Genomic DNA, 13,889 nt, shown 5'->3' with positions numbered 1-13,889 from the left:
CGTTGCAGACCCTGCCTCAGTAGAACAACATTCGGTGATCTGGTGCAAGCGGCCTTTCCGACCTTCCCGCGAAGTCCCGGGAGGTATGGGAAACTTGCCCACTGTTCGGGTGGTCTACAGGCGGTCGCGTTCAGCGTCCGTCTGCAGCAGGCGCGTGCGCCGCTACAGGGGTAGGACATGGTTTCGGATGGCAACCGGCTCATCGCAGGGCGCTACCAGTTACTGCGCGAACTGGGTCGCGGGGGTATGGGCGTGGTCTGGGAAGGCCGCGACACACTGCTGAACCGGCAGGTGGCGATCAAGGAGGTGCTCCTGCCCGACGGGCTGTCGCAGGGCGACCAGGAGCGTCACCTGCTGCGCACCGCCCGCGAGGCGCGCACCGCGGCGAAGCTCAATCACCCGTCGGTCGTGGCGGTCTACGACGTCGTCGAGGAGGGCGGCCGGCCGTGGATCGTGATGGAGCTGGTGAGCCATCCCTCGGTCGAGCAGGTCGTGCTGACGACCGGCGCGCTGCCGGTGCGCGAGGCGGCGAGCGTGGGCCGGCAGGTGCTGTCCGCGCTGCGGGCCGCCCACGAGGCCGGCATCCTGCACCGCGACGTGAAGCCGAGCAACATCCTGCTGTCCGACGACGGCCGGGCCGTGCTCATGGACTTCGGCATCGCCACCGTCGAGGGTGACGCGTCACTGACGAGGACCGGCATGGTCACGGGCTCGCCTAGCTTCCTGGCGCCGGAACGGGTCCGCGCCGAGAACGCCGGGCCCGAGTCCGACCTGTGGTCGCTGGGCGCCACGCTGTACGCGTGCATGGTCGGCCGGTCCCCGTTCGAGCGCGGCGACGCCATGGCCACGCTCAACGCGCTGCTCACCGAGGAGCCCGACTACCGCAGGATCCCGCCGATCATGCACCCGATCCTGAAGGGCCTGCTCCGCAAGGAGCCCCAGGACCGGGTGGGCGCCGAGGAGGCGGACCGGCTGCTCGCGGCCATCCTCGCCGCCAAGCCCGCCAGCGCCGACCTCGACTCGCCCAGGGAGCGCAAGAAGGGCTCCGGCCCCGGCCGGGCGCTGCTCGCGGCGGCCGCCACGGTGGTGCTCGTCGTCACCGGCGGTACGGTGGCCTACTTCAGGACCGCCTCGCCCGCCGAGGGCGCGCCGCGCGCCACCACGCAGCCGGCCGCGGCGACCAGCCCGCTCACGCCCACCGCTGCGCCGACGCCGAGCGCGACGCCGTCCGCGACCCCGTCGCCGAGCGTGACCAGGCTCGCCCCGGCCGTGCGGGCGTGGCGGTCCAGGGACGGCTGGTCGATCATGCGGCCGATCGGCTGGCGCGGAGCGCTCGGCGAGGGCTACACCGGATGGACCCGCAGAGACGGCAACGCCCACTTCGGGGTGGAGGCCTTCTACGCCAACCGCGACGCCAACCAGGTCATGCGCGACTCGGAGGAGCGGCTCAAGGCCGAGGCCCAGACCGTGATCAACCGCGGCCGCAGGTACGTCTCGCACCAGGGCGTCAAGGCCGTGGAGTGGGAGTTCACCTGGATCGCGGGCGAGACGAGCGACGCGCGCTGGGTCCGGCCCGGCACCCGCTACCACGAGATCCGGCGGGTCGTCTCGACGGGGGACGCCGCCTACCTGCTGTCGTGGACGGTCGCCGAGGGGCAGTGGGTGCGCAGCAGGGCCCTGATGCGCCAGGTGATCGCCAGCTTTACTGTGAGGGCATGAGTCCCTGGAACCTGCTCGCCCTGCCGCCCCTCCCCGAGGAGCTCATCCGCCGGCTGCTGGCCCCGCTCGGCGACCGGGTGGCCGTCCGCGTGCCGGCCGCCCGTGACCGTGCGGCGCTCCTCGCGGCGCTGCCGGAGGCCGAGATCGTGCTCGGCGACTGGACGGGCGCGCTCGTCCTGGACGCCGAGGCGGTCGGGGCGGCGCCCCGGCTGGCGTTCGTGCAGCAGCCGTCGGTGGGCGTGGACGGTCACGACCTCGCCGCCCTGACCGCCGCGGGCGTGCCTCTGGCCAACACGCCGGGGGTCAGCGCCGTGGCCGTCTCCGAGTGGTGCCTGGCCGCCGCCATGTCGATGGCGCGCAAGCTGGGGGTCGCGGACGCGGCCGTACGCGCGGGGGAATGGCCGCAGCAGGGGCTGCAGCCGCGCGAGCTGCACGGGCGGCGGGTCGGGATCGTCGGCTACGGCCCGATCGGCGTGAGTTGCGCCCGGCTGTTCCGCGCGCTCGGCTGCGAGGTCTCCTACTGGACGCGCACCCCGCGCGCGGACCCCGGCTACACCGACCTGGACGCGCTCGTCGCCGGCAGTGACGTCGTGGTCGTCGTGATCGCGCTGTCGGACGAGACCAGAGGGCTGGTCGACCCCGCGCGCATGAAGCGGGGCGCCCTGCTCGTCAACGCGGCCAGGGGCGGCGTGGTGGACCAGGGCGCGCTCGTCACGGCCCTGCGCGAGGGTCATCTGGACGGGGCCGCCCTCGACGTGTTCGACGTGGAGCCGCTGCCGGCCGGCGATCCGCTGCGCGACCTGCCGAACGTCCTGCTCTCCCCGCACGCGGCGGGCGTCACCCCCGAGGCCAGCGGCCGGCTGCTCACCGTCACCGTGGAGAACCTGGCCGCCGCGGTCGAAGGGCGCGAGGTGGACAGCGTGGTCAACGGCGTCACGCCGGTGATCTTGAGAAAGTTTACCCAATCGCCTGTTACGTAGGGGATTCACCTGGCACGATGAACAGTTTTCGTGTCTTTAACGACCCCGGTCTGGTCCGATCCGGCCTTGGGAGATACCGTCTTACGGACGATCTCTACCAGCTCAAGGGGGTGCTCTCGTGACGACGAAGATGTCGACACACCGACGGGCAGTAGAGCAGATCCGGCAGTCGTACGCCGAGATTCCCGGCGACGCCGCGCCCCGCCTGGCCAAGTCCACGTCCAACCTGTTCAGGTTCCGCGACGGCGGCAGGACGGCCAAGCTCTCGGCGAGAGACCTCGACGAGGTCATCAGCGTCGACCCTGAGACCATGACGGCCGAGGTCCAGGGCATGACCACGTACGAGCACCTGGTGGACGCCACGCTGCCGCACGGGCTCATGCCGTACGTGGTGCCGCAGCTCAAGACGATCACGCTGGGCGGCGCGGTGACCGGGCTCGGCATCGAGTCCACCAGCTTCAGGGACGGGCTGCCGCACGAGTCGGTGGAGGAGCTCGAGATCCTCACCGGCGACGGGCGCGTGGTGGTGGCCCGGGCGGACAACGAGCACCGCGAGCTGTTCCGCGCGTTCCCCAACTCCTACGGCACGCTCGGCTACGCGCTGCGGATCAGGATCAAACTGCGCAAGGTCCAGCCGTACGTGCACGTGACCCACCTGAAGTTCACCGACGCGGGCAAGTGCATGCTGGCCATGCAGGAGATCAGCGACAGCATGGTCCACGACGGGGAGAGCGTCGACTTCATCGACGGCGTCTTCTTCGAGCCGGGCGAGATGTACATCACGCTCGGCCGCTTCGCCGACCGCGCCCCCTACGTCTCCGACTACACCGGGATGCGGATCTACTACCAGTCGATCAGGCAGCGCAGCCGCGACTGGCTGACCGTGCGCGACTACCTGTGGCGCTGGGACACCGACTGGTTCTGGTGCTCGCGCGCGTTCGGGGTGCAGCAGCCGGTGGTGCGCTCGCTCATGCCGCGCCGCTGGATGCGCTCCGACGTCTACCGCCGCCTGGTGGCGCTCGACCGCAAGCACGGCCTGACCGCCCGCGTCGACCGGTGGCGCGGCCTGCCGGTGAGCGAGTCGGTGATCCAGGACGTGGAGGTCCCGGTCGAACGCGGGGCGGAGTTCCTGGAGTTCTTCCACGACAAGGTGGGCATGACCCCGGTGTGGATGTGCCCGCTGCGGGCGGCCACCCGGTGGCCGCTCTACCCGCTGGAGCCGGGCAAGCTCTACGTCAATTTCGGTTTCTGGGGAATGGTGCCGCTGCCACGGGGGCAGTTCGACGGGTATTACAACCGGCTGATCGAGCACTCCGTGCACGAGCTCGACGGCCACAAGTCGCTCTACTCGACCTCGTTCTACGCCCGTGAGCGGTTCTGGCAGCTGTACAACGGCGACGCCTATTGGCCGGTCAAGCGGGATTACGACCCGAATGGTCGCCTGCTGGACCTGTACGAAAAGTGTGTACGGGGAAGGTGAGCAGATGGCTCTGGCATCCATCTTTGAAAAGATCGTCGGCCGCGACGCGAACATCGCGTTCACGGCCTACGACGGGAGCAAGGCGGGGCCGGACGGCGCCGACCTGGGGATCGAGGTCAAGTCCCCGATAGCGGTGGCCTACCTGGCCCACGCACCGGGTGAGCTCGGCCTGGCCAGGGCTTACGTGTCCGGCCACCTCGACGTCCAGGGCGACCTGTACACGCTGCTGGACCGCATGTGGAACATCACCACCAACGACCTGACCACCTCCGAGAAGGTGGCCGCGGTCCGTGCGCTCGGCGTCAAGCCGCTGCTCATGCGCGTGCCGCCGCCCCCGCAGGAGATGCGCCAGAGCGCGCTGGCCCGGCTGGGCTCCAGGCACGCCAAGCAGCGCGACGCCGAGGCCATCCACCACCACTACGACGTCTCCAACCGCTTCTACCGGTGGGTGCTCGGCCCGTCGATGGCCTACACGTGCGCCTGCTACCCGGGCGAGGACGCCACCCTGGAAGAGGCCCAGTTCGCCAAGTTCGACCTGGTGGCGCGCAAGCTCGGCCTGGAGCCCGGCATGCGCCTGCTCGACGTGGGCTGCGGCTGGGGCGGCATGGTCATGCACGCGGCGCAGCACTACGGCGTCAAGGCCCTCGGCGTCACCCTGAGCCGTCAGCAGGCGGAGTGGGCGCAGAAGGCCATCGCCGACGCGGGCCTGCAGGACCTGGCGGAGGTCCGGTTCATGGACTACCGCGACGTCCAGGAGAGCGGCTTCGACGCGGTCAGCTCCATCGGCCTGACCGAGCACATCGGCAAGGACAACCTGCCGTCGTACTTCGAGTTCCTGTACGGCAAGCTCAAGACCGGCGGCCGCCTGCTCAACCACTGCATCACCCGCCCGACGGGCAAGGAGAAGACGTTCAACAAGGGCGGCTTCATCAACCGCTACGTCTTCCCCGACGGGGAGCTCGAGTCGGTGGGTTACCTGATCAGGCAGATGGAGGACCTCGGCTTCGAGATCCGCCACGAGGAGAACCTGCGCGAGCACTACGCCAGGACGCTGCGGCACTGGTGCGACAACCTCGACGCCAACTGGGACGACGCGGTGCAGGAGGTCGGCATGGGCACGGCCCGCGTGTGGGCCCTCTACATGGCCGGCTGCATCGTCGGCTTCGAGCGCAACAAGGTCCAGCTGCACCAGGTGCTGGGCGTCAAGCTCGACCAGAACGGGCGCTCCGGCGTCCCGCTGCGGCCTTCGATCGACTGGCCCTGACGGATCGGGCACGGCGCGGCAGGCAGGGGGTTCGCCCCCGCCCGCCGCGCCGTCTGCTTTGTGCGGGCCCGCGCGTACTTTCGTGCGCCGGCGCTCTCCGCCGGCGCTCTTCGCTGCCGCTGCTCGCCTTCCGCCCTGGCGCGTCCTGACTTTCATCGATTTTCGGCGAAAGGGTATGGGCAAGTCGGAAATTTCGCCTTATATTACGGCGCAGAGCAGCGTTACCCCCTTGCTCTCCGACTCATGTGACCCGGCATCCGCCGACGGCCGGCCCGGCGATGCCGCACCCCCCACCCGCGCCGCACCAGGGCGCCCGCACCGAGATGGGCTAAGTCATGCGGAGATTACCCCTCTTATCCGCGTCGCTGATCATCGCACTCTCTCTCCTGACCGTCCCCGCCCGCGCGCACGCCGACGTGCCGCCGCAGGTGCCGGGCGTCACCCTGCGCACGTACGACGTCCAGGTCGAGCTGTCCACGATGTGCACGCTCAAGCCGGGACAGACGCCCAACGTGGACAAGCTGATGCCCGCCATCGACTGGACGTCCGACGCCGACTTCGGCCTCACCGACCTGTTCGTCACCGAGGTCACCGGCAACCTCTCCGTCCCGGCGGCCGGCACCTACGAGTTCCGGCTCATCAGCGACGACGGCTCCCGGCTGCGGATCGGCGACACCGTCGTGATCGTCAACGACGGCCGGCACGGGCCGATCGCGGTGGACGGCACGATCACGCTGACCGCCGGGTACCACGCGCTGCGCATCGACCACTTCGAGCACCTGTACGGCCAGCAGCTCAGACTGGAGTGGAAACCGCCCGGCGCCCAGGCGTTCACGCTCGTGCCGACCGAGGCGCTGAGCACGGACGCGGACGTCGTGCGGGTGACCTCCCCCGGCCGCAAGGAGTGCGAGAGCGGCGCCGACTCCCCGGGCGACGGCCTCCCGCTGCAGGCGGTGCACCCCGACTACACCCTCACCGACCTGCGGCCGGCCGGGTTCGAACCGCAGGTGACCGCGATGGCCTGGCTGCCCGGCGGCCGGCTGGCGGTCACCACCTGGGGCGGCTCGGAGAACCGGCTCGGTGAGGTGCACCTGCTGAGCGGCGTGACCGGCACGACCTCCCCGGCGAAGGTGACCGCCAAGAAGATCGCCGAAGGGCTGCAGGAGCCCATGGGCATCGCGTACGTGGACGGCAAGCTGTACGTGTCGGAGAAGTCCCGCCTGGTGGAGCTGAACGACACGAACGGCGACGAAGTCACCGACTCCCTCAGAACGGTCGCGACCTGGCCCTTCGGCGGCAACTTCCACGAGTTCGCCTTCGGCCTGCTCTACCGGGGCGGCCACTTCTACCTCAACCTGTCGGTGGCCATCGACTACGGCGGCGCCACCACCGTCCCGCAGCCGGCCCGCGACCGGGGCGTGACCGTCAAGGTCAGCAAGGCGACCGGGAAGGTCGAGTATCTCGCGGGCGGCCTGCGCACGCCGAACGGCATCGGCTGGGGGCCGGACGACGACCTGTTCGTGCTGGACAACCAGGGCGGCTGGCTGCCGGCCTCGAAGCTGGTGCACATCGAGCAGGGCCGCTTCTTCAACCACTACACGACGCCGGAGGGCCCGTTCGACGCCGGCGTGGTGACCCCGCCGGTGTTGTGGCTGCCGCACAACGAGATCGCCAACTCGCCCAGCACGCCGCTGCTGATGAAGCAGGGCAGGTTCGCGGGGCAGCTGCTCTTCGGCGACGTCACGTACGGCGGGATCCAGCGGGCCTACCTGGAGAAGGTGAACGGCGCCTACCAGGGCGCGGTGTTCCGGTTCACCCAGGGCCTTGAGGCGGGCGTCAACCGGATCAGCCTGGGCCCCGACGGCGCCATCTACGCGGGCGGCCTCGGCGCGGGCGGCAACTGGGGCCAGCCGGGCAAGCTCACCTACGGCCTGCAGAAGCTGACGCCCGGCGAGGAGAAGGCGTTCGACTTCCTGAAGATGCGGGCGATCGAGGGCGGCTTCGAGCTGGAGTACACCCAGCCGCTGTCGGCGGAGACGATCGCGTCGCTGGCCGGCCGCTACCAGCTCACCCAGTGGCGCTACGTCCCGGCCGTCACGTACGGCGGCCCGAAGGTGGACGAGGAGCCGCTGACCGTCACCTCGGCGAAGGCGTCCGGCCGCAAGGTCACGCTGAAGGTGGCCGGCCTGAAGCCGGGGCGGGTGGTGCACCTGCGCTCGCCGCGCCCGTTCAGCTCGGCCTCAGGGGAGCCGCTGTGGAGCACGGAGGCGTGGTACACGCTCAACTCGCTGCCGGGTGGCGAGACCGGCGACACAGCGGGCGACACCGTGTACGAGGCGGAGAGCGCGGCCCAGAGCGGCGGCGCGAAGCTGAACACCGACCACCCCACCTACTCGGGGTCCGGTTTCGTGGACGGTTACTGGAACGCGGGCGCCACGACGCGGTTCGCCGTACAGGTGGAGCAGGCCGGCACGTACCCCGTGGGCCTGCGTTACTCCAACGGCCCCGACCCCGCGCCCGGCACCAAGTCGCTGAGCGTGTACGTCAACGGCGCCAAGGTCAGGCAGGTGGCGCTGCCGTCAACGGGCACGTGGGACCTGTGGGCCACCCGGGTCGAGCCGCTGGTGCTGAAGGCGGGCGTCAACACCGTCGCCTACCGCTACGACAGCGGCGACACGGGCAACGTCAACCTGGACGCGATCACCGTGGCCGCGAGTCCGGTGCTGGAGGCGGAGCGGGCCACGCTGCGCGGCGGCGCCGCGGTCAGCACCGCCCACCAGGGCTTCACCGGCACGGGCTTCGTGGACGGGTACACCAGGCAGGGCGCGAGCACGTCGTTCTCCGTCCGGACCGGCTCGGCCGGCACGTACAACGCCGGCCTGCGTTACGCGGCCGAGGCGGGCACGTCGGTGAGCGTGCACGTCAACGGCAAGAAGATCAGGCAGGTACGGCTGGCGGCCACCGGCGGCCGGGACGCCTGGGAGGTGCAGACCGAGGCGCTGCCGCTGAAGCGCGGGACGAACACCGTCGTCTACCGCTACGACTCGGGCGACGGAGGCGACGTCGGGCTCGACCACCTCACGGTGTCGAAGGGGGAGCGCATCACCCTGTTCGACGGCTCCAGCCTGGCGGCGTGGGAGAGACGGGCCGGCGGGGCGGCGGCGTGGCCGGTCGCGAACGGCTCGATGGAGTCGTACGGCGGCGACATCCGCACCCGGCGCACGTTCGGCGACTTCACCCTGCACGCCGAGTGGTACGAGCCGGACTACCCGCCCGAGGTGACCGGCCAGCAACGCGGCAACAGCGGCGTCTTCCTGCAGGAACGCTACGAGGTCCAGGTACTGGAGTCGCACGGTGACACCACGCCGGCGGCCGACGAGGCGGGCTCGATCTACTCCAAGCGCGCGCCCGACCGCAACATGGCCACCGCGCCGGGCACCTGGCAGACGTACGACATCACCTTCCGCGCGGCCCGGTTCACCAGCGCGGGCGTCAAGGTCGACGACGCCAGGGTGACGGTCGTCTGGAACGGGACGGTGGTGCACGACGACGTCGCCGTCGACGGCGGCACCGGCGACAGCATCCCGGAGAACGCGGCGTCGGCCGGCATCCGCCTCCAGGACCACGGCGACCCGGGGGAGAACCCGCGCTTCCGCAACGTGTGGATCGAACCCGTCACCTCCTGATCCGCGCGAGGGGCCTGGCCCGGCCAGGCCCCTCGCACGGCTCTTGATCGATCGGCCGCGGGAGCAGACGATCGGGGCAACGCTCCTCACCCCCCTCCGGAGGAACCCATGATCCGCCGCCTCCTGCCCGCCACCGTCCTCGCCGTGGCCGCCGTCACCGTCGTCACCACAGGTCCCGCCGACGCCCGCGCCTGCAAGCACAACCACGCCTGTGCCACCGTCTTCTACAGCGACTCCACCCGCACCACCGTGGTCGGGGAGAAGTACGAGGGCTGCGACGGGTCGGTGGACATGTGGGGCGTCCGCAGCGGCTACCAGGACTTCTACGAGAGCCCCTGCTGACGCGGGGACGGTGCCACCGCCCCGGCGGTTCAGCCGTTCTCGGCCGGCGGGGCGGCGGTGCGGAGCGTGTGGTCCCTGGCGTGCCGCCCTCTGCCGGGATGATCGTCGTCCTGGGCGGAGTCCTCGGCGGGCTCCTGCGGCTGGTCTTTGGTCTTGCCCGGCTTCGCGTGTCGGCCCACGGGCTCTCCTTCGTCTTTCCCCGCTCCCTAAAGTGACCGTATGACTACCCTCGGCATCGGGGCAAGCTTGAGGACGGGGAAAGGTGAGGCCGTTTCCGGACGCGGCCCGGCGGGTGACGGCGCCGGGCCGCGTGCGGTCAGGTCGTGGTGCAGGCGGTGCCGTTCAGGGCGAAGGCGGCCGGCTTGCCGGTGCCGCCGCCGTGGGTGGCCTGGAAGCCGAACGAGGCCGCCGCTCCCGGCGCGACGGAGCCGTTGTAGGGGGCGTTGCGCGCCGTCACCTGGCCGCTGGACGGTGACAGCGTGGCGTTCCAGGCCGAGGTGACGGTCTGGCCGGCCGGCAGGGTGAAGGCCAGGTTCCACGAGGAGAGCGGGGCCGTGCCGGTGTTCACGATCTTGACCTCGGCGGTGAAGCCGGTGTTCCAGGTGTTCATCGTGTACGTGACCGCGCACTGTCCCACCGGCTGCGTCGGCGTGACGGTCGGTGACGTGGTGGGGTCGGAGCCGCCGTCCGACAGGCCGAAGAAGTCGATGACCGCGGCGGCCATACCGCCCTGCGGCAGGCTGTGCCCCACGCCCGCCAGGCTGATCGCCTCGACCGGGGCCATCGTCCCCGTGCCGCCGTAGCGGGTCCTGGCCCAGCCGGCCCGCGGCTGGTCGCTGAGGCCGGGGGTCTGGCTCACGCCGTGGACGTTCGTCCACTGCTTGATCTGCTCCTGGAAGTTCGGGTAGCGCAGCGTGGCGTCCTCGGTGCCGTGCCAGATCTGCATGCGTGGGCGGGCGCCGCCGTAGCCGGGGTACGCCGCTCGTACGAGGTCGCCCCACTGCTGCGGCGTCCTGACGATCTGGCCGTTCGCGCAGGCGCTGTTCCAGCTGGAGCCGTCGGTGGTGGCGAAGCAGGCGAAGGGCACGCCCATGAACGCCGCCCCGGCCTTGAACACGTCGGGGTAGGCGCCCACCAGGACGTTGGTCATCATGCCTCCGGAGGAGGCCCCGGTCACGAACGTGCGGGCGGGGTCGGCGTTGTAGCGCTCCTGCACGTACCTGACCATGGAGACGATCCCCACCGGGTCGCTGCCGCCGTCGTGCCGCAGCGCCTGCGGCGAGGAGACGTCGAAGCAGGAGCCGCTCCGGGTCGCGGACGGGTAGATGACGACGAACTTGTGCCGGTCGGCGAGCGAGGCGAACTCCGTGCCCGAGTAGAAGGCGGGGCCGGAGCCGGTGCAGTAGTGGACGGCCACCAGCAGCGCGGGGCGGGCGGGGACGCCGTCGGGGACGTACAGGTGCATGCGCAGGCCCGTGGGGTTGGCGCCGAAGCCGGTCACCTCCGTGAGCTGGGCCGACGCGGCCGGGGTCGCGGTGATCAGGCCGGCGGTCACGAGCGCCGCGGCGGCGATCACCGCGCTCGCGATGCGTACTCTCAGCTTCATCGAGGTCCTCTCGCTCGGCGGCCGAAATATTGCGAGTGTCCAGCGAAAATTTCGGTACCGCAATGTCGCGTGAGCGGGGGACCGGCCGGGCGCTCGTGAGCTGCCGTGACGCGGCGATCAGGAATGAAAGTTTCCGGCTGACCGAGGCGGGAGGCGGCCGTCACGGCCCGGCCGCGTCGTCGTCCGCGAGGTGCTTGAGCGTTGCGGTGAGCGCGGCCCAGGACTGCTCGGCGTCCGGAGTGCGCGCGTGCGGCGAGCGGAACCACTCCACGAACTCGGCCACGTCGTCGAGCGCCCAGCGCAGCCGGTAGAGCGCGAGGGCGCCGGCGTCGGGGCGGCGGCCGGTCGCGTCGGCGTAGCGGGCCAGGTCACTCGCGTCCCTGGCCACCAGCCACAGGTCACGCTCCGGCGGGGCCATCCCGACCGTGTCCCAGTCGACCAGCAGCAGCCGCTCGCCCGGCGCCCGCAGCAGGTTGCCGGGATGCGGCTCCCCGTGCGTCACCACCGGCTCGCCGGACTCGGCCGCCCGTCGGTCGAACTCCGCCAGCCCGCGCCGCAGCACGGCCGCGTACTCGGCGATCAGCTCCTGGGCCGGGCGCGCGTACAAGCCGCCCAGCCAGGGCAGAGACGGGTCGCCGAGCGCCTGCTCCAGCGCGGCCCGCCCGGACAGCTCCAGCGGGCGGGCCGGGGTCGGCAGCGGCGGCGGTGTGCGGTGCAGCTCCGCCAGCAGGTCGATGATCAGCGCGCGTTCGTCGGCCGGCGGCTCGTCGCCGAAGTCGCCCGCCCGGCCCTCCTCGTACGGGAACACGCTCATCGCGTAGCGGCGGGCGTCGAGCCGGCGCAGGGTGGTGCCGTCACCGGCGCGCAGCGGCGCCACCACGAACCCGAGCCCCGCCTCCTCGCGCAGCGCGGCCGCCGTCTCCATGGCCAGGCGCAGCCCGTCGAAGGTCTGCCGCCGCACGTCCGCGACCGTGACGAACCAGCGCCGCCCGCCCCGGCCGCCCGCGATCCAGTGGAAGTCGCCGAACCCGACCGGCGCGTAGTCGAGCGTGGCGGCCTCGATGCCCCACGCGGCCAGCGCGGGCCGCAGCAGCCCCTCGTCGAAGTCGTCCGGCCGATCCCGCATGGAAGCCAAGCTACCGAACCACGGTCCGGCCGAGCACGCCGATAAACGGCCCGGCCTGGAGGCACGCCGAGGCGCGGAGAGGTCCGCGCCTCGGGTGCGGGACGGTTACCGCAGCTCGCGCTTGAGGATCTTGCCGGTGGCGGTCATCGGCAGGGAGTCACGGAACTCGACCACCCGCGGGTACTTGTAGGCCGCCATGTTCTCCTTGGCCCAGGCGATCAGCTCGTCCTCGGTGATCGTGGAGCCGGGCGTGCGGATGACGTACGCCTTGACCTCCTCGCCGTGCGACTCGTGCGCGACGCCGACGACGGCGGCGAGCGACACGGCTTCGTGGCTGATCAGGACCTCTTCGATCTCGCGCGGGTAGACGTTGAACCCGCCCCGGATGATCATGTCCTTGGCCCGGTCGATGATGGAGTAGTAGCCGTCGGCGTCGCGCGTGGCGATGTCGCCCGTACGGAACCAGCCGTCCTTCATCACCTCGGCCGTCGCCTCGGCGCGGCCGTAGTAGCCCTTCATGATGTTGTGACCCCTGATGGCGATCTCGCCGGGCCCCTCGCCCTCGACGGTCTTCCAGTCGCCGTCGACCAGCTTCATCTCCACGCCCCAGATCGGCGTGCCGATGGTGCCGGGCTTGGTGGGCCGGCCGAGCTGGTTGAAGCTGGCGACCGGCGCGGTCTCGGAGAGCCCGTAGCCCTCCAGGATGCCGATGCCGAAGGTCTTCTCGAAGTCCTTGAGCACCTCGACCGGCGAGGACGCGCCACCGGCCACCGCCACCCGCAGCGACGTGGGCACCTCCGCGCCGTCCGCGTGGATCTTGGTGAGCATGCCCCAGTACATCGTGGGCACCCCGGCGAAGAACGTCACCTTCTCCTTGACCATGAGCGCCAGCGCCTCGCCCGGGTCGAAGCGCGGCATCAGCACCACCGTGGCGCCGCGCAGGAAGCCGGTGTTCATCACGACGGTCTGGCCGAAGGAGTGGAACAGCGGCAGCACCGCGAGGTAGGTGTCGCCCTGCTCCTCGTCCGAGGGGAACATCTTGTCGCTGACCATGGCGTTGAGCAGCATGTTCTGGTGGCTCAGCTCGGCGCCCTTGGGCTGGCCCGTGGTGCCCGAGGTGTAGAGGATGACCGCGGTGTCGTCGGGGGCCGTCTGCACGGTCTCGAACTCCGCCGGCATGCCGCCCAGGGCGGCCCAGACCGACTCGCCGTGCTCGGACTCGGTGGCCAGCGGCGTCGCGGGCAGTACGAAGAAGTGCTCGCACCCCTCCGCCGCCTCGAAGCCCGCCCGGCCCCGCTCGCCGAGCGGCAGTTCCGGCGTGCCCTCGAAGCAGAACAGCGCCTTGGCGTCACTGTCGTCGAGGTGGTAGGCGATCTCGCGTGACTGCAGCAGCACGTTGAGCGGCACCACCGTGGCCCCGGCCTTCAGGATGCCGAAGTAGACGAACGGGAAGTAGGGCAGGTTGGGGCAGGCCAGCGCGACCTTGTCCCCCTTGGTGATCCCGCGCGAGATCAGCAGGTTGGCGACCTGGTTGGCGACAGTGTCGATCATGGAGTACGGCAGCCGCATGTCGCCGAAGACGACGGCGGTGCGGTCGGGGGTGTTTCTGGCGCTGTCCTCCAGGACGATCGACAGATTCAGCATGACGCCTTCCTCCCTCTAGAACGGCTTCGGCGCCATCTTCGC

Annotated in this window: 10 protein-coding genes; 6 read left to right on the top strand and 4 right to left on the bottom strand. The window is 70.9% G+C overall.

Annotation, left to right across the window (positions count from 1 at the left end):
• The first annotated feature begins 177 nt into the window (after positions 1 to 177).
• The 6 genes from B0I32_RS45400 (at position 178) to B0I32_RS61195 (ending at position 9,471) form a co-directional block, all read left to right on the top strand.
• Positions 178 to 1,719 (top strand): serine/threonine-protein kinase, encoded by a 1,542-nt coding sequence (locus B0I32_RS45400; RefSeq protein ID WP_106250334.1) that lies wholly within the window; start codon positions 178 to 180, stop codon positions 1,717 to 1,719.
• A complete protein-coding gene (locus B0I32_RS45395) occupies positions 1,716 to 2,699 on the top strand; it encodes an NAD(P)-dependent oxidoreductase (RefSeq protein ID WP_106250332.1) in 984 nt (327 codons plus the stop codon). The genes B0I32_RS45400 and B0I32_RS45395 overlap by 4 nt, the downstream gene beginning before the upstream one ends.
• Before the next feature lie 130 nt (positions 2,700 to 2,829).
• Complete coding sequence (locus tag B0I32_RS45390) at positions 2,830 to 4,179, top strand: FAD-binding oxidoreductase (RefSeq protein ID WP_106250519.1); 1,350 nt, start codon at positions 2,830 to 2,832, stop codon at positions 4,177 to 4,179.
• A gap of 4 nt (positions 4,180 to 4,183) precedes the next feature.
• Positions 4,184 to 5,443 (top strand): SAM-dependent methyltransferase, encoded by a 1,260-nt coding sequence (locus B0I32_RS45385; RefSeq protein WP_106250517.1) that lies wholly within the window; start codon positions 4,184 to 4,186, stop codon positions 5,441 to 5,443.
• Between the two features lie 335 nt (positions 5,444 to 5,778).
• Entirely contained in the window at positions 5,779 to 9,129 is a 3,351-nt protein-coding gene (locus B0I32_RS45380) for a 3-keto-alpha-glucoside-1,2-lyase-like domain-containing protein (RefSeq protein WP_106250330.1), read from the top strand.
• A gap of 108 nt (positions 9,130 to 9,237) precedes the next feature.
• A complete protein-coding gene (locus B0I32_RS61195; RefSeq protein WP_106250329.1) occupies positions 9,238 to 9,471 on the top strand; it encodes a DUF6289 family protein in 234 nt (77 codons plus the stop codon).
• Positions 9,472 to 9,500: 29 nt separating this feature from the next.
• On the opposite strand, the gene B0I32_RS58345 is transcribed toward B0I32_RS61195, so the two are convergent.
• The 4 genes from B0I32_RS58345 to B0I32_RS45360 all read right to left on the bottom strand — a co-directional run bounded on the left by B0I32_RS58345 (position 9,501) and on the right by B0I32_RS45360 (position 13,847).
• Positions 9,501 to 9,650 (bottom strand): hypothetical protein, encoded by a 150-nt coding sequence (locus B0I32_RS58345; RefSeq protein WP_181308500.1) that lies wholly within the window; start codon positions 9,648 to 9,650, stop codon positions 9,501 to 9,503.
• 137 nt (positions 9,651 to 9,787) lie between these two features.
• Complete coding sequence (locus B0I32_RS45370; protein WP_106250327.1) at positions 9,788 to 11,077, bottom strand: extracellular catalytic domain type 1 short-chain-length polyhydroxyalkanoate depolymerase; 1,290 nt, start codon at positions 11,075 to 11,077, stop codon at positions 9,788 to 9,790.
• A 160-nt stretch (positions 11,078 to 11,237) separates the two neighbouring features.
• Positions 11,238 to 12,203, bottom strand: coding sequence for a phosphotransferase (locus tag B0I32_RS45365; RefSeq protein ID WP_181308498.1), 966 nt, complete (start codon positions 12,201 to 12,203; stop codon positions 11,238 to 11,240).
• 105 nt (positions 12,204 to 12,308) lie between these two features.
• A complete protein-coding gene (locus tag B0I32_RS45360; RefSeq protein WP_106250326.1) occupies positions 12,309 to 13,847 on the bottom strand; it encodes a long-chain-fatty-acid--CoA ligase in 1,539 nt (512 codons plus the stop codon).
• Between the last annotated feature and the right edge of the window lie 42 nt (positions 13,848 to 13,889).

Source organism: Nonomuraea fuscirosea (assembly GCF_003001935.1).
Classification (GTDB): Bacteria; Actinomycetota; Actinomycetes; order Streptosporangiales; family Streptosporangiaceae; genus Nonomuraea; species Nonomuraea fuscirosea.
This window is presented reverse-complemented; position numbering and strand designations above follow the sequence as displayed.